The sequence below is a fragment of the Nonomuraea diastatica genome, from assembly GCF_004349015.1.
Taxonomy (GTDB): domain Bacteria; phylum Actinomycetota; class Actinomycetes; order Streptosporangiales; family Streptosporangiaceae; genus Nonomuraea; species Nonomuraea diastatica.
In genome coordinates this window covers 23,197-37,669 of record NZ_SMKP01000038.1, presented here as the reverse complement: position 1 = coordinate 37,669, position 14,473 = coordinate 23,197, and the positions used below count along the sequence as shown (strand labels likewise).

The 14,473-nt window shown below is 71.7% G+C and carries 15 protein-coding genes and 1 pseudogene; 9 read left to right on the top strand and 7 right to left on the bottom strand.

What is annotated here, in order from left to right; all coding sequences use genetic code 11:
• Positions 1 to 34: 34 nt before the first annotated feature.
• Entirely contained in the window at positions 35 to 736 is a 702-nt protein-coding gene (gene aroQ / locus E1294_RS15735; protein ID WP_132509179.1) for a gamma subclass chorismate mutase AroQ, read from the top strand.
• A gap of 15 nt (positions 737 to 751) precedes the next feature.
• Here aroQ and E1294_RS15730 read toward each other — a convergent pair whose 3' ends face one another.
• Positions 752 to 1,207, bottom strand: coding sequence for a GNAT family N-acetyltransferase (locus E1294_RS15730; RefSeq protein ID WP_132509177.1), 456 nt, complete (start codon positions 1,205 to 1,207; stop codon positions 752 to 754).
• A gap of 130 nt (positions 1,208 to 1,337) precedes the next feature.
• Here E1294_RS15730 and E1294_RS15725 point away from each other — a divergent pair, with 130 nt between their 5' ends.
• Together E1294_RS15725 and E1294_RS15720 are read left to right on the top strand one after the other, a co-directional pair.
• Positions 1,338 to 1,688, top strand: coding sequence for an ArsR/SmtB family transcription factor (locus E1294_RS15725; RefSeq protein WP_132509175.1), 351 nt, complete (start codon positions 1,338 to 1,340; stop codon positions 1,686 to 1,688).
• A gap of 301 nt (positions 1,689 to 1,989) precedes the next feature.
• Positions 1,990 to 3,144: a serine hydrolase domain-containing protein gene (locus E1294_RS15720; RefSeq protein WP_220447762.1), complete on the top strand. Its 1,155-nt coding sequence runs from the start codon at positions 1,990 to 1,992 to the stop codon at positions 3,142 to 3,144.
• Between the two features lie 142 nt (positions 3,145 to 3,286).
• Here the strand turns inward: E1294_RS15720 and E1294_RS15715 are convergent, their stop codons facing one another.
• Positions 3,287 to 3,694: a RidA family protein gene (locus E1294_RS15715; RefSeq protein WP_132509173.1), complete on the bottom strand. Its 408-nt coding sequence runs from the start codon at positions 3,692 to 3,694 to the stop codon at positions 3,287 to 3,289.
• A 75-nt stretch (positions 3,695 to 3,769) separates the two neighbouring features.
• On the opposite strand from E1294_RS15715, the gene E1294_RS15710 reads away from it, so the two are divergent.
• The 3 genes from E1294_RS15710 to E1294_RS15700 all read left to right on the top strand — a co-directional run bounded on the left by E1294_RS15710 (position 3,770) and on the right by E1294_RS15700 (position 7,402).
• Positions 3,770 to 4,435, top strand: coding sequence for a TetR/AcrR family transcriptional regulator (locus E1294_RS15710; RefSeq protein WP_181958501.1), 666 nt, complete (start codon positions 3,770 to 3,772; stop codon positions 4,433 to 4,435).
• Positions 4,436 to 4,594: 159 nt separating this feature from the next.
• Positions 4,595 to 5,494, top strand: coding sequence for a CHRD domain-containing protein (locus E1294_RS15705; protein ID WP_132509171.1), 900 nt, complete (start codon positions 4,595 to 4,597; stop codon positions 5,492 to 5,494).
• A 207-nt stretch (positions 5,495 to 5,701) separates the two neighbouring features.
• The gene (locus E1294_RS15700; RefSeq protein ID WP_132509169.1) at positions 5,702 to 7,402 is read left to right on the top strand and encodes a SpoIIE family protein phosphatase; all 1,701 of its coding nucleotides are present in this window, start codon (positions 5,702 to 5,704) and stop codon (positions 7,400 to 7,402) included.
• A gap of 63 nt (positions 7,403 to 7,465) precedes the next feature.
• On the opposite strand, the gene E1294_RS15695 is transcribed toward E1294_RS15700, so the two are convergent.
• Together E1294_RS15695 and E1294_RS15690 are read right to left on the bottom strand one after the other, a co-directional pair.
• The gene (locus tag E1294_RS15695) at positions 7,466 to 8,284 is read right to left on the bottom strand and encodes a neutral zinc metallopeptidase (RefSeq protein ID WP_132509167.1); all 819 of its coding nucleotides are present in this window, start codon (positions 8,282 to 8,284) and stop codon (positions 7,466 to 7,468) included.
• A gap of 11 nt (positions 8,285 to 8,295) precedes the next feature.
• Positions 8,296 to 8,769 carry a hypothetical protein gene (locus E1294_RS15690; protein ID WP_132509165.1) on the bottom strand — a complete coding sequence of 158 codons (474 nt, stop codon included), beginning with the start codon at positions 8,767 to 8,769 and terminating at the stop codon, positions 8,296 to 8,298.
• Between the two features lie 221 nt (positions 8,770 to 8,990).
• Between E1294_RS15690 and E1294_RS15685 the strand changes: the two genes are divergently transcribed.
• The gene (locus E1294_RS15685) at positions 8,991 to 10,634 is read left to right on the top strand and encodes an AMP-binding protein (protein ID WP_132509163.1); all 1,644 of its coding nucleotides are present in this window, start codon (positions 8,991 to 8,993) and stop codon (positions 10,632 to 10,634) included.
• Positions 10,635 to 10,654: 20 nt separating this feature from the next.
• Here the strand turns inward: E1294_RS15685 and E1294_RS55800 are convergent, their stop codons facing one another.
• The 3 genes from E1294_RS55800 to E1294_RS15675 all read right to left on the bottom strand — a co-directional run bounded on the left by E1294_RS55800 (position 10,655) and on the right by E1294_RS15675 (position 13,005).
• On the bottom strand, positions 10,655 to 11,491 hold the full coding sequence (locus E1294_RS55800; RefSeq protein ID WP_246083041.1) for an FAD-dependent monooxygenase: 837 nt from the start codon (positions 11,489 to 11,491) through the stop codon (positions 10,655 to 10,657).
• Positions 11,492 to 11,737: 246 nt separating this feature from the next.
• Positions 11,738 to 12,442 carry a hypothetical protein gene (locus E1294_RS55795; RefSeq protein WP_246083040.1) on the bottom strand — a complete coding sequence of 235 codons (705 nt, stop codon included), beginning with the start codon at positions 12,440 to 12,442 and terminating at the stop codon, positions 11,738 to 11,740.
• Positions 12,442 to 13,005, bottom strand: coding sequence for a matrixin family metalloprotease (locus E1294_RS15675; protein WP_132509161.1), 564 nt, complete (start codon positions 13,003 to 13,005; stop codon positions 12,442 to 12,444). The genes E1294_RS55795 and E1294_RS15675 overlap by 1 nt, the downstream gene beginning before the upstream one ends.
• A gap of 283 nt (positions 13,006 to 13,288) precedes the next feature.
• On the opposite strand from E1294_RS15675, the gene E1294_RS15670 reads away from it, so the two are divergent.
• Together E1294_RS15670 and E1294_RS15660 are read left to right on the top strand one after the other, a co-directional pair.
• Positions 13,289 to 14,011, top strand: coding sequence for a phosphotransferase (locus E1294_RS15670; protein ID WP_220447761.1), 723 nt, complete (start codon positions 13,289 to 13,291; stop codon positions 14,009 to 14,011).
• 258 nt (positions 14,012 to 14,269) lie between these two features.
• Positions 14,270 to 14,431 (top strand): annotated as a pseudogene (locus E1294_RS15660) (response regulator); the annotation flags it as partial.
• Positions 14,432 to 14,473 lie beyond the last annotated feature (42 nt).

Here is a 14,473-nt window from a genome sequence, read left to right as displayed (position 1 = left end):
GGAAACACCGTCCGCTCGCTCGGGGAGCCGTCGAATGCCGCAGCACGTCCCGGTTCGTGTACGCCGTCATGCCGCAGCCGTCATAGCCGTCTCGCTCGTCACCCCCGTCCTCTGCCCCGCTCATGCGGCCGCCACGGTCCCGCACGCGCCGCTCGCCCTCAGCCACGAGGCAAACCCTGTCCGGCACACGTCGTTGGGCTCGGGCCTGTCCGGGCTGGTGGAGCTGGTGGTGGAACGGCTCCTGCTGGCCGACGCGGTGGCGGCGGCGAAGTTCGGTGGGACGAGCCCGGTCGCCGATCCTGAGCGGGAGCGCGCCCTGCTCGGCAAGGTCGCCACGCTGTCGGCCAGGACCGGCCTCCCGGCGGAGACAGGGGTGCGGTTCTTCCGGGCTCAGATCGAGGCGTCCAAGGTGGTGCAGCGCGGGCTGCACGCGCGCTGGCGGGCCCACCCCGAGCTGCGTCCCCGCGAGCGCCCCGACCTGGCCTCCGAGGTGCGCCCGCGGCTCGACCGGCTCACTCCCCGGTTGTTGCGCCAGCTGAAGGAGGCCGAGCCCGGCCGGAGCGGCCCCGGCCGCTGCCAGGCCCGGCTGACCGCCGCGCGGCTCGCCGCGCAGACCCGAGCCCGCCTCGACAAGCTGCACCGCGACGCCCTGCGCTCGGCCCTGACCCCCGTCTGCCGGGTCGGTGCCGTTGATCACCGGTCCGGTGCCGTGAAGGGATCGGGGCCGGTCGGATGAGGTGACGCGGAGGCGTCAGAGGGTTCTCGTCATGAACGCGCTGTGCGGGTCGGGCTTGTAGTCCGCGAACGGCTCGCAGTACGCGAAGCCGAACTTCTCGTACAACCGCCGGGCGGGCAGGAAGAACTCGGCCGAGCCGGTCTCCAGGCTCAACCGGGTGAAACCCATGCGGCGGGCCTCGGCGATGATGTGATCCAGCAGCAGGGACGCGATCCCGCTCTGCCGTCGCGCCTGCGAGGTGCGCATCGACTTCACCTCGGCATGGCCGGCGTCCAGCCTCTTGATCGCCCCGCAACCGACGACCGTGTCACCGTCCATGACCGACCAGAACGTGACGTCGGGCTCGCGGAGCCCGTCGAGGTCAAGCGCGTGCTTGCTCTCCAGGGGCGTGATGGATCGCATCTGCTGGACGTGTTCGTCGAGGAACCCGGCGATCTCCGGGCTGGACAGGTCGTCGACAACGATCTTCATAGGCGTCTCCTTCCGGCGGCCGTCAGGCATAGCGTGCCAGGCCGCCGCCGGCCGGGTTCCGGAGGGTGGCGGCTGCGAACCCCGGTCATCGCCTATAATTTAGACATATGTCGAAGCAGGGAGTGCTCTCGTGACCGTCGCCACCGGGCAGCCGTGCTGCGCGCCGATCGCCCGCGAGCCGCTGTCGGAAAGCGCCGCGGCGGACCTCGCCGCACTGCTCAAAGCGGTCGCCGATCCGGTACGCCTGCGCCTGCTGTCGCTGATCGCCTCCCACCCCGGCGGCGAGGTGTGCGTGTGCGACCTCACTGACGCGTTCGACCTGACCGCGCCGACGATCTCCCACCATCTGAAGGTGCTGCGCACCGCGGGACTGATCGGCGGCGAGCGGCGCGGCACCTGGGTCTACTACTGGGTTGTGCCCGCGCAGGTGGCCCGGCTGGGGGAGCTGTTCACCCCGCTGGCGCAGCCCGCCGGCGAATGACGGAACGGGCGGGCGTCCTGTTCACGCGGGCGCCGTCGTCCCGGTAGGGGCTCGGCGTACTCCGCCGCGCCGCCAGGACGAACCCCCCGCGGCCAGCAGCGCCCACCTTCATGGGCCACGCCTCGCGGTCAGCAGCCCACCCTTCATGCCCGCACCTCACCCGACGGCGGCGGTAACGCGCAGGAAACGCCTCCCCGTGTTGGATCGCAGGCCAAGGGAAACCGCGCCGGTCGTCTTTGGAGGAGGCATGGTCGTGGAACGTCGATCACCCGTGGCATCGCGACGGTCCTTGCTGGGAGTGATGGGAGCCGCGCCGTTCGCGGTCGCCGGTGGCATGGTGGCGGGACCCGCGCCGGCCGCCCCGTCCCGGCGCGGCCGGATACCGAAGGAGTTGCGCTCCGGCGGCGAGTACGACCGGTACGTCGCCGCCCGGGCCAAGGCCGGCGAGTTCTCCGGCACGGTCCTGCTGGCCCACCGCGGCAGACCCGTGCTGGAGCGCGCGTACGGCATGGCCGACAAGGCCGGGAAGGTTCCCAATCGTATGGACACCCTTTTCAACCTCGGCTCGATCGGCAAGTGCTTCACCGCCACGGCCCTGCTGCAGCTGGTGCAGCAGCGCAAGGTGGCGCTCCACGAGAAGCTGGGCACCTACCTGGACGGGTTCCCCGCCGAGGTGGCCGGGAACGTGACCGTCCACCACCTGCTGACGCACACCTCCGGCGTGGGCAGGCCGCCGAAGACGAGCGAACCGCCGGACCCGGAGGAGCAGGCGTGGGACTCGGTCGAGGAGGTGTGGGAGGGCACCCTGAAGGCCATCCGTCGCCTGCCGACGCAGTTCACGCCGGGCACCAAGTACCAGTACAGCAACGACGGGTTCGTCGTGCTCGGCGCCATCGTGGCCGAGGTGTCGGGGCAGGACTACTACGACTACGTACGCAAGCACGTGTTCGCTCCCGCCGGCATGAAGCGTACGGACTTCTACACCAGGCCGCAGATCCTGGCCGCGGACGACATCGCGCACTCCTACACGACCGACCGCCGGACCGGTGAGCGTTACGACTTCACGGCGAGTGAGAGGGCCCCGTTCGTCGGCCTGCCCGCCGGCGGCTCCTACTCGACCACAGGAGAGCTGCTGACGTTCGTGCGGGCTCTGCGGGAGGACGGCAAGCTGCTCGAGCACGCGACCGTCGAGATGGCGACCAGCGGCAAGACCGTCGTGCCTCCCGAGGAGGGCCAGGACCCGCTGCTGCTGTGCTCCCACTACGGCTACGGGTTCGCGGCGAACATCTTCGACGGCCGGCGCCTCTTCGGCCACACCGGCGGTGGCCCGGGCGTGGGCGACACCTACAACGTCTATCCCGACCTGGACTGGGTGTCGGTGACGCTCGGCAACTACGACAGCGCGGGCACCAAGCCCATCCTCCACCTGGAACGCCGGCTCATCACGGGCAACTAGTGCCGCGTCAGCCACGTTCGCCCTCGATCCTGCGTTGCCGCTCGTCGTCGGTGTCGCCCGTCGCGCCAGACGATGTCCAGGGTGGCAAGTGATCACGCCCGACGGCCTGGGAGGCCGGCAGGCGTGGCTGCGGCGCCTCGGCTCAGTCGACAACGGCGGTGGCCTCGACCTCGACCAGCAGATCGGGTTCTCCCAGCGCCGCAACGCCCAGCAGGGTGATCGGCTTGACCGGGTCGACCCCCAGCTTCGCCGCCGCCCGGGCGACCCCCTCGCCCAGCAGCGGCATCTTGTCGGGTGTCCAGTCGACGACGTAGATGGTCAGCTTGGCCACGTCGTCGAAGGATCCGCCGACCCCGGCCAGGGCGGTGCCGATATTGAGGTACGCCTGCTCGACCTGAGCGGCCAGATCCCCCTCACCGACTCGCCGGCCCGCGGCATCGCGGGCCACCTGGCCCGCCAGGAACACCAGCTTCGATCCGGTGGCGATCGACACCTGGCGGTAGACGTCGGGTTTCGGCAGCCCGTCGGGGTTGACCAGCGTCACGGTCATGTCCGCTCCTTACGCATCGGCACACCATGTTCGGCGCTCCCCGATAACATAGCAAAGCTATGTATTGTGGGCGTCATGGTGAGGATGAAGGACCCGGTCGTCCGCTCCCTGCTCATCGACCGGGCCGCGCAGATGCTGGCCGCCCGGCAGCCGGTCACGCTCCGCTCCCTGGTGGCCGGAACCGGCGTGTCGACCATGGCCGTCTACACCTACTTCGGCGGCATGGACGGCCTGTGGACAGCGATGCGACAGGAAGGCTTCACCCGCCTGGCCGCCCGCCTCGCCGCGGTCGCACCGTCGGAGGATCCGGTACGGGATCTGGCTGCTCTCGGCGCCGCGTACCTGTCCAACGCGCTGGCAAGTCCCGATCTCTACCGGGTCATGTTCGACGCCGGGTTCGAGCTCGAGAACGCCGAGGCCGCGGACGACACGCTGCACTGTCTGGTCCGGGCCGTCGAGCGGGCCACGGCCACCGGCCGCTTTCGCGACGACATCGACCCGCTGGGGCTGGCCACCCAGAGCTGGATCATCGGACACGGACTGGCGTCGCTGGTCGCCACCGGCCCTCTGCCCCATCAAGCGCTAGCCCATGGTGTGCCGCTGCTGACCGCCCTGTTCACCAGCGCGGGCGACAATCCCGAACGATGCCGTCGGTCCGTTGAACGCGGCTGGCGCACTCCTGACGCCGATCGCCGCTTCGAATCCTCCGATCCGGCGCCGGCGGACGTCTCGCCTCCATGACAACGCCTCGGAAACGGAGAGGAGGTCACCACGAGGCCCAGGCGGGGACGAACGCCGCCTGATGCGGCACGAGACGGCGGACGCACCGGGCCGGATGGTGGTTGAACCCCGGCGGGGGAGGGGGCCGTACCAGGCCGAGAGACCATCGAAAGGGCAATCATGAACATGCGCACCCTCAGCGTCCCCGGCCTGCCGGTCGCCGTCGTGCTGATCGTCACCTCGCTCGGCCCGGTGCCCGCAGGCGCCGCCACGCCCGTCTACCTGGCGGCGGCGCTCGAAGGCGCCAACGAGGTGCCCGTCAAGGGGACGAAGGCCGGCGACCAGGACGGCGGCGCGATCGCCGTGTTCCGTGTCCACGGCCGCCGGGTCGACTACGCCGTCCGATGGCACAAGATCGCCGCGCCCAGCGGGTTCCACATCCACCGCGGCCTGGCCGGGGAGAACGGCGACGTCAAGATCCCGTTCTTCGGCCAGGCGCTGCCCGCCGCCCTGCACGCCGTCAAGGGCACGGTCACGGTCAAGGACCTCAACCTGCTCGGCCGCATCCTCAACAATCCCGGCAACTGGTACGCCAACCTGCACAACGCGAAGTTCGCCACCGGAGCCGTGCGCGCCCAGCTGCACCGGATCCGCCCGGTGGCGCTGGAGTCGGTGCTGGCGCACGGGTTCAGCACCACACTCACCACGCGGGCCGACGGGCGGCAGGAGATCCCGGCGGCCGGCACGAAGGTCGGCGACCGCGACGGCCGCGCCGGATGGCTGGTGCAGCCGCAGGGCGAACGGGTGTGGTTCGCCGCCGCGTGGAAACGGATCGGCGCACCGGTGGGCGCGCACCTCCACCGCGCGCCGAAGGGCAAGAACGGGCCGGTGGCCGTGCCCTTCTTCGCCGCGAAGAAGGGCCTGCCCGCCGGGGTCAACGGCGTCGCCGGCAGCGCCGCAACCTCCGCCGCGCTGGTCCGTCGCATCCGGGACAACCCGCAGAACTGGTACGCGAACCTGCACACCGCCCGGTTCCCCGGCGGAGCGATCCGCGGCCAGCTCTATCCGGGCGACTGGTAGGCCGGTGCCGCCACCGCACGCGCCCCTGCCTGCGCCAGCGCACGCCCCCCTGCCTGCCCCACCGCATGCGCCCCGGGGCTCCGACAGCGCCGCCTCGCCGGCCGCGCGCGGAGAGCGCTCACTGTCATGAAATGTCCCGTAATAGGTGAATGGTGATGGGGGAGGTCGCTGGGTAGAGGTCGCGAGCACGGGGGAAGGGAGCCGGCCATGAACGTTCCAGCGGGGGACGCCGGACGGTCCTCGGCGGAGGGCGGAAGCTCCTTCCGGCTGCGGGACCTCTCCGACGCCGGGACGTACGTGGTGGACGACGCGGGGCGCATCGTCGGCGTCAACCCCCGGGCCGAGCAGATGCTCGACCGCGCCGCCTCGACCCTGCTGGGCCTGGACGCCCACGACATGCTGCACCGCGGGAAATACGGAGAACCCCTGCCGCGGAGCCGGTGCGTGATGCGGCAGGCCCTCATCGCCGGCGAGACCAGGCAGAGCCACCATGAATGGGTGGAGCGCGGGGACGGCTCGCTGATGGCGGTCTCCCTGATGGTGACCCCCTGCCGGATCGGCGAGGGAGGGGAGGGCGCGCTGGTGCTCTTCCACGAGGACTCCTCACCCGCGCCCGTCGAGGGGGAACGGGGACCGTCCGCGTCGTCGATGCCGGAGCTGGACCGGCTGGCCCTGCTGGCGGAGACGACCGCGACCCTCACCTCGAGCCTGGACGTCGACGAGACCGTGCGCCAGCTCATCCGCCTGGTGGTGCCCCTGCTGGCGGACTGGGCGGTGGTGGACCTGCTCACCGAGGAGGGCGGGGTGTCGCGTGCCGCCGTGGTGCACTACGAGAACGGCGTCCGGGTGCACCGGCGGAATCTGGAGGGACCGATGCCGCCGGTGCCGCAGGAGTCGTCGATGCCCCTGTCGCGGGCGCTGCGCGGAGTCACCCCCGCGCTGGTGGGGCCGCAGGACTACCAGGGGCCTCCCGACTCGGACATCGCGGTGGCGCAGCGGGAGCTGTTCGAGGAGACTGGCATGCACTCCGCGAGCATCGCGCCGATCCGCGGCGTACGGGAGGTGGTGGGCGCCCTGACCCTGGGACGCTCCGAGCGGTCCTCGGCGTTCACGCCGGCCGATCTCCTGCTGGTCGAGGATATCGCCCGCCGTGCCGGGCTCGCGCTCGACAACGCCCGCCTGTACGAGCGGCAGCGACGGGTCGCGGAGACCATGCAGCGTCACCTGCTGCCGACGTTGCCCCGGGTGCCGGGGTTGCAGATGAGCGCACGATACCTGCCCGCGCCGGACGCCTCCCAGGTCGGCGGCGACTGGTACGACGCCTTCATCCTGTCGGGCGGGGTGACGGGCCTGGTGATCGGCGACGTCGTCGGCCACGACCTCGACGCCGCGGCGGGCATGGCCCAGGTCTGCAACATGCTGCGCGCGTACGCAGGGGAGGTGGAGGAGCCTCCCAGCATGATCGTGAACCGGCTCGACGAGGCGGTGGTGCGGATGGCCGAGACGACGATGGCAACCGTCATCTTCGCCCGGGTGGAGCAGCCGGACGACACCTGGCGGCTGCGCTGGACCAACGCGGGACACCCGCCGCCCCTCCTGGTCGAACGCGACGGGCGGACCCGCTTCCTGGAAGACGGCAGCGGCCTGCTGCTGGGCACGGGGCTGTCTCCCGTGCGCGAGGACGCCGCCGCCGAGCTGCCGCCGGGCTCGCTCCTGCTGCTCTACACGGACGGGCTGATCGAGTCTCCAGGCCACTCCCTCGACGACGGGCTGGCCAGGCTTGCCCGGTACGCCGCGTCCCTGGTCGACCGGCCCTTCAGCGCGATCTGTGACGCGCTCCTCACCGGCGTGCGCCCCTCAGACAACGACGACGACGTCGCCATGCTCGCCCTCCGCATCCCCGGCTGACCCGTGCGGGCCGCCGAGGGCCGGCGAGGGCTGGCGAGGGCCGGCGAGAGGCGCTGTGGCGGGTCAGGCCACCTTGGCGGCCGGGGCGGCCCAGGTGTTGCACGAGCCCGGGTCTCCGGCGGCGAAACCGCGCTCCACCCAGGAACGGACCGTGGCGGTCGTGCCGTACCAGCTGTTCCTGCCGTCCTGGTCACCGACGGGGAGGGACTTGAAGCGGCGCCAGTCTTTCGCGGAGCGCCCCTTCATGGGCCAGACGCTCTTCATGAAGGCGCTGCCCAGGCAGGACGACTGGAGGAAGTAGCGCCGGGACTGCTCGCGGGACTCCGCCTTTCCGCCGGCGGACAACTCGCCGAGGGCGGCCGAGATGCCGGTCAGGTACTGCACGTGATATCCGTACATGGAGGCGGCCGTGTGGAACAGCCACAGGTCGGAGGGGTTGGCGGCCCACTCCTCGCCGATCTGGAAGATCAGCGTGCGGGACTTCTCGCAGTACCAGGCCTGGGAGTCGGCGCCGTCCACCGCCAGGCCGCAGTGGTTCCTGGGGATCCGGTTCATGTGCCGCACTTTGACCGGTTCGTACGGCAGGCCGGCGCCGGTGAGGTGCCGTTTCCAGGCGCGCTCCAGGCAGGCGACGACCGCGTTGACGTAGGCGCGTGCCAGCTCGCGGTCGCCACGCCTGACCGAGGGCTCCCTGCAGGTGGTCTTGGGGAGCGGACCTGCCTGGTAGAGCGGGTTGGCGGTCAGCTCGGAGCGGTCGACGGGGTGGACCGTCGTGCCCATGGCGGCCGTGCCCATCGATGACCCGGTAAATGGCCCGGTAAATGGCCCGGTCAACGACGCGGTGAGGGTGCCCGCCAGCGCCGTGATCATGAAAAGTCTCACGTGGCGTGACTCTAGGGCCCGGCCTGACCGCCGACAAATCGGTGCCGGCCGGTCGACGCGGCGTAGGACCGGATCGTCTCCAGGAACAACACGATCACGGCGATCCCGAGGAGCCCGTGGTGCCACTGCCAGCCCACGCCGATGCCGATGAACCCGTCCACGGCCATGATGATGCCGCCGCCGACGACGGCCGCGGCCATCCCGGCGAGAACGAGCAACATCAGCCGTCCGGGCACCCGCCGGCCCAGCGGCAGGACCGTGAGGAGGACCACCCCCGCTCCCGCCACCCCGGACGCGGCCGCGAGCCACTGCGCCGTGGCCGCGTCCATGAAGTAGCTCGCGGCCTCGGAGGCCGGCACCGGCGGGCCGCCAGGGAACCCGAGCCGGTCCTGCGCGGCGAAGACGGCCTTCCCCGCGGCGTAACCGAGGAACAACCCCGCCACCGCGTACGCGGGCCAGCATCGTGGCCGATCAGAACGCCTCATGCCCGGTCACCGTAGACGCCGCCCGCCGGGTCTCCTTCCCCGCGGCAGGGGAGGAGCGTCCCCCGTGAGAGGGAGAAACCAGGGATGCGGCAGCGGCTACGTCATTTGTCCACCAGCCGCCCGGTCATTTGGGCGGTGTCGCCCGGATCAGGTCCGTGCCTACCATGTGGCGCGGAGGGCGCCGACACGTTCCGCCCGGGGACGAGAAGGGAGACTGAACCATGGACGTCTCCATCGGCACGATCTGGGAGGCCGTCGCCCGCCGCCTACCCGACGCGGTGGCCATCTCCGAGCCGGGGCGCGACCACACCTACGCCGAGTTCGACGACCGGGCGGCCCGCCTGGCCGCGGCGCTGGAGCGGGCCGGGGTGGGGCCGGGTGATACGGTGGCCTGCTACCTCTACAACGGCGCGGCCTACCTCGAGACCGTGTTCGCGGCGTTCAAGCTCGGCGCCGTGCCGGTCAACGCGAACTACCGCTACACCGGTGAGGAACTGTCCGCCGTGCTCCGGGACGCCGACGCGGCGGCGATCGTCTTCAGCGGTGAGCTGGCCGCCCACGTCGGCCACGCCGCGCGTACGGTGTCCACGCTGCGCCTGCTCGTACGGGCCGGCACGCCCGCGGACGGAGCCGCCGGCCCTCCTGCGGCCGGCCTGGACGATCTCCTCGCCGGCACGGAGCCCAGGCCGGCCGCGTCACGGCCGAGCTCGGACCGGCTGTTCATGTACACCGGAGGCACCACGGGCCGGCCGAAGGGCGTCATCTGGCGGCAGGGGGATCTGCTGCACTCGCTGTCGGTGCCGATCTTCCGGCCGCTGGGCGTGTCCGAGCTGCCCTCGACGCTCGGCGAGGCGGCGCGGATCGCGGAGAGCGCGCATGCGCGGGGCAGGGCGCCCGCGACGATGCCGGTGGTCCCGCTCGTGCACGCCACCGGACTGTTCAACTCGATGGGCGCCCTGCTCACCGGCGGCCGGGTCATCACCACGCGCAAGGGCGGGCTCGACGCGCGGCACGTCTGGGAGACGGCCGCCGCGCAGCGGGCGGGCACGATCATCGTGGCGGGCAACGCGGTCTGCCGGCCGCTCGTCGACGAGCTCGTCGCGGCGGAGGACGCCGGGAGGCCGCACGACCTCACGTCGCTCACGTCGGTGATCAGCTCGGGTACGGTCCTCAGCGACGGCCTCAAGCGGGCCCTGCACGAGCGCGCCGACGTCACGATCATCGACGCGCTCGCCTCCAGCGAGGGCGGGCCGTTCGCCTTCGCCATCACCTCCTCCGCCGCCGACCTGCCGAGCCGTTTCCTGCCGGTCCCCGCGACCAAGGTCATCTCTCACGAGGGCGCCGAGGTCGCCCCCGGCAGCGGGGAGACGGGTGCGCTCGCCTACGCCGGCCCGCTGCCGCTCGGCTACTACAAGGACCCGGCCAGGACCGCGGCCACGTTCCGCGTCATCGACGGCGTCCGCCACTCCATCCCCGGCGACCTCGTGCAGGTCGAGGCGGACGGCGCGATCCGGTTCCTCGGCCGGGGCTCGGGTGTGATCAACACGGGCGGGGAGAAGGTGTTCCCCCAGGAGGTCGAGAACGCGCTGCTCGCCCACCCGGGCGTGACGGACTGCGTCGTGGTGGGCGTCCAGGACGAGACGTGGGGCGAGCGCGTCTCTGCGGTGGTCGCCACCTCGGACGACACCCTGACGGAGCAGGAGCTCCAGGCCTGGGTCCGCCGCGGCCTGGCCGGGTACAAGGTGCCGCGCGCCGTCGTGCTCCTCCCGGCTCTGCGCAGGACACCCACGGGGAAGCTCGAAGTGGCGTGGGCCCGGCGCGTGATCGAGGAGATGAGCGCCGGCACAGGCGGGCGGCGGGGCTGACACCCTGGCGCCGGGTGGTCTCAGATCCGGTTGCTGAGAGCGCTCAGCAGACGCCCGAACCCCCGGGTGGCCAGTCGTGGGGGTGCGGCGCCGTTCAAGCGCATGAGGCGCTCGCTCTGCACCAGCGTCCGCGGGCCGGACACGGCGAGGGTGTTGGAGGCGACGGTGGAGGCCAGGGCCGCCCGCCGCCTTCGCCTGGCGGAGTACACGCCGACGACCTCGGCCGGATCGGGCACCGTGGCCAGGCAGTCCACCAGCGTCGCCACATCCTCCAGTGCCTGGTTGGTGCCCTGCGCCCCGACAGGTGGCATGCCGTGCGCCGCGTCCCCCAGCAACACGCACCGCCCGTCGCCCCAGCGGCACGGCACCTTGCGCCGGGTGTGCGGGAACAACTCGGCATCGCCGTCGCGCAGCGAATCCAGCACCTCCTCGACCGGGGAGGCCCACCCCGCGAATCGCCGGCGCAACATCTCCAGCGGCTTGTCCTCCCGCGGCGCGTCGGGTGACCACGGCACGTCGAAGAACCACTGCATGAGCCCGTCGCCCGCGCTCGCGTAACCGAAGTCGCCCTGCCGGCCGACCATCAGCGTCGTGACCGGCCCCAGGTCGAACGGGGCCGGCGTCAGACCCTGCCAGATCGCCGCGCCGGTCAGCGCCGCCGGGGCGTCACCCAGGACGTGGGCCCGCACCCGCGAGTGCACGCCGTCGGCACCCACCAGGAAGTCGCCGCTGTGCTCCTCGCCCGTCCGCGTCCGCGTCCGCACCCGTACGCCGTCGCCGTCCGCCCGCACCTCCGTGACCCGCGCGCCGAACCGTACGGTGCCCTCCGGCAGCCCGTCGTCCAGCAGAGTGATCAACGACCCGCGCGGGAGCACACCGGGCCGCCGACCCGAACCGCTCCGCCAGCGCCTCCAGGTCGAGCTCCAGCACCGGGTGGCCGCCCGCGGTCTGCAGGCGCATCGCCGTCAGTCGCTGCCCCGTGCCTTCCAGGCCGACGCCGACGTCCCCGAGGATGGCCGTGCCGTTGCACCACAAGGTGATGGCCCCGCCCCCCAGCCGCAGCCCCGGAGCCTGCCCCAGCACCACCACCTCGTGCCCGGCGATCAGTCCGTCTTCGCGAGCTCGTCGAGGGCGGCGCGGGTGACCTGGAGCCGGTTGCCGGGAAGCGGGGTGTACGTGTCGCCCGCCTTCGCGGACGTCGCCGCCCTGCCGTCCGGGCCCGTCGCGACGTACTGCCCCTGTTCCGGACTCACCATGGTGTGGTCCCCGGTGTCGTCCCAGGCGTGCAGGAACAGCAGATAGCTCTTGTCCTGGCCGAGCTTGACCTCGTCGAGCGCGGTCAGCTTCTCGCCGTTGAGCTCTCCGCCGAGCTGCCGGACCTCGACGGAGCGCACGTCGGCGGGATCGCCCTTGAAGACGTGGGTGATGTTCGCCGTGGCGATGGTGACGATGTCGCCGACCTCCTGCTCGGCCAGCTTCCTGGCCTCGGCCAGCTCGTCGGGGCTGAGCCCGTACAAGGGGTTGGCCCTGGGATCGTCGTACCCCTCGTCGCCGGGTTCGAGGATCTTCGAGGGCTTGTCCCTCGCGGTTCGCATGCCGGTGACGTTGGCCTGCACCACGAGGTCCGCGTCGTCCCACATCTCCTTCACGGAGGCGAAAGCCGGGTAGTCGGCCGACACGACCGCATCCTGCGTGCCGGTCCCGTCCATGGAGGTCGCCGTCGTCGTGGCGGCTCCGCCCCCGCATCCCGCCACGACAAAGACGAGGCCCGCGCTGATGGCGAGCGTGGCAAGGTGTCGCTTCGCCATCAGAACTTCCTCGTGTAGCCGGTGGTGTAGTAATCCGTCACGTCGCTGTTGTCGTGGGACTGGCGGCGCGTCATGGTGTTCCGGTTGCGGCACTTGCACATGATCGAATCGCCCCGCTCGTTGTGTCCCAGGCTCAGCGCATGGCCGAGCTCGTGCGTGAAGACGCTGTGCACGAAATTCTGGAACCGGCTGGCCTCGGCGGCGATCGTGCGGGCGTTGAGAGTGATGTAGCAGCCCGTGGACCCGCCGTTGACGTGGTAGCTGTAGTAGTGCCCGTACCCTGACGAGCTGTAGCGTCCCACCTTGACGTTGCAGTTGGCGCCCGATGCGTTGCGCAGGGCCACCCTGGCGTGCTCCGACCAGCGTTGTGGCGCCCTGGTCATGGGTTGTTGCCACTGATCGTTGTAGCCGGTCACGTGGTGATAGCTGAAGTTCGACCACTTCTGCCCGTAGTCCTTCCTGTGCGCCGACACAGGGGTGGCGGTCAGCGGCACAACGGCGGCGACCAGCCCTACGACGACCACGCCCGTGGCCGCGCGGTAGTGACGGGGGCTATACCTCAACAGGAAACCTCCTTGATCGCTGCACTACGGATCGCGATCATTCTAGCGAGGCCGTTGTTTCCTTTCTGTTTCCGTTCGCGAGCCCACCGTCTTCCGGTGCCGGCATCGTGAGCATGACCCGCCTCCCGGGCGGCCTTGCTGCGCATGCGGTCCCCGTGCGAAATTTCATGGGGCGCTAGGACGGAGCAGGGAACCATCGATCGACGTGAGCCGCCCGGCCGGAGCCCGATGGGAGGCGCTCGTGACCGGGAGTCGGCTCGGAGGCGGAAACGACGGGGGCGCCGTGCGCGTGGGATCCCAGGTCCGGCGGCCGGTGCGGGCATGGACGGCGTCCGTGCACCGGCTGCTGCGGCACCTGGAGAGCAAGGGATTCGCCGGGGCTCCCCGCGTGCTCGGCATCGACGCGGACGGATACGAGATCCTCACCTATCTCGAGGGCGACACCGTCGGCGACGCCCTGGTGTGGCCGTGGTGGACCCGCACCGAGGACACGCTCGTGCAGGTGGCGTCGTGGCTGAGGTCGTACCACGAGATGGTGGCCGACTTCGTGCCGCCCGCGTACGCTCACTGGCGCACCGGCCGGTCGTGGGAACCCGGGCTGGTCATCGGGCACAACGACGCCAGCCCGTTCAACGCCGCCTACCACGCCGGGCGGCTGGCCGGCTTCTTCGACTGGGATTTCGCCGGCCCGACCACGGTGGACTCCGACGTGGCGTCGGTGGCGCTGAGCTGGGTGCCGCTGCACGCCCGTCACGTGGCCGCCGCGGAGGGGTTCACCGAGTTCGACGCGCGGCCCGCGCGATTGCGCCGGTTCCTGGACGCGTACGGATGGGAGGGCCGGGCGGAGGCCCTCATCGAGGACGCCCAGGCGCAGATGTGCGCGAGGGCGGCCCTGATCCGCCGGCTGGGCGCCACCGGCGACGGGCTCTACGCCCGGCTGCTGCTCCGCGGCGTCGCCGACGACCTCGACCAGGCCGTTCGCGAACTCGACGGTTTCCCGCGCTAGCGCACCTTGCTCATGGCCCGCCGTACGGCCCCGCTCGCGGACCCGCCCGTCATGCGGCGGCGTTCCGCCTCGTCCTCCGCGCCGGCAGGCCGCTGAGGTGGCACCCGCCGATCACCGTCGTCACGACGCCCACCGGCGGCGCGACCGGCGCCAGGAGGAGCTGCGCGGCCAGGCCGGCGGCCGGCGTCGACCGCCCCCTGCCCGCGGGCCAGGCGGGCGCACGGTGATCAACCTGACGGACGCCGACGTCTCCCGCGCGTGCGGGTGCCGCCGACGTTCACCGACGAAGGGCTCAAGGCCGCCATCGAGGCCCGTGGGGAGATTTCCGGGCTACCGGTGTTGTCGCAGCACGTCGCCCAGGCCTTCGCCCGCGAGCTGCTCTCCGACGGCGCCGACGCGGTCGGATACCTGCCCAAGGACCCCGGAGCCGTTCACCGGCGGTCCGGCGCCGCGAGCGGACCG

What these genes read in the sequence shown, in the direction of transcription:
- E1294_RS15685 (WP_132509163.1), top strand. Translation starts at nt 8,991, where the DNA reads ATGGACGTCTCCATCGGCACGATCTGGGAGGCCGTCGCCCGCCGCCTA.
- E1294_RS15720 (WP_220447762.1), top strand. Translation starts at nt 1,990, where the DNA reads ATGGGAGCCGCGCCGTTCGCGGTCGCCGGTGGCATGGTGGCGGGACCC.
- E1294_RS15715 (WP_132509173.1), bottom strand. Translation starts at nt 3,694, where the DNA reads ATGACCGTGACGCTGGTCAACCCCGACGGGCTGCCGAAACCCGACGTC.
- aroQ (WP_132509179.1), top strand. Translation starts at nt 35, where the DNA reads ATGCCGCAGCACGTCCCGGTTCGTGTACGCCGTCATGCCGCAGCCGTC.
- E1294_RS15710 (WP_181958501.1), top strand. Translation starts at nt 3,770, where the DNA reads ATGGTGAGGATGAAGGACCCGGTCGTCCGCTCCCTGCTCATCGACCGG.
- E1294_RS15705 (WP_132509171.1), top strand. Translation starts at nt 4,595, where the DNA reads ATGAACATGCGCACCCTCAGCGTCCCCGGCCTGCCGGTCGCCGTCGTG.
- E1294_RS15730 (WP_132509177.1), bottom strand. Translation starts at nt 1,207, where the DNA reads ATGAAGATCGTTGTCGACGACCTGTCCAGCCCGGAGATCGCCGGGTTC.
- E1294_RS15700 (WP_132509169.1), top strand. Translation starts at nt 5,702, where the DNA reads ATGAACGTTCCAGCGGGGGACGCCGGACGGTCCTCGGCGGAGGGCGGA.
- E1294_RS15690 (WP_132509165.1), bottom strand. Translation starts at nt 8,769, where the DNA reads ATGAGGCGTTCTGATCGGCCACGATGCTGGCCCGCGTACGCGGTGGCG.
- E1294_RS55795 (WP_246083040.1), bottom strand. Translation starts at nt 12,442, where the DNA reads ATGGCGAAGCGACACCTTGCCACGCTCGCCATCAGCGCGGGCCTCGTC.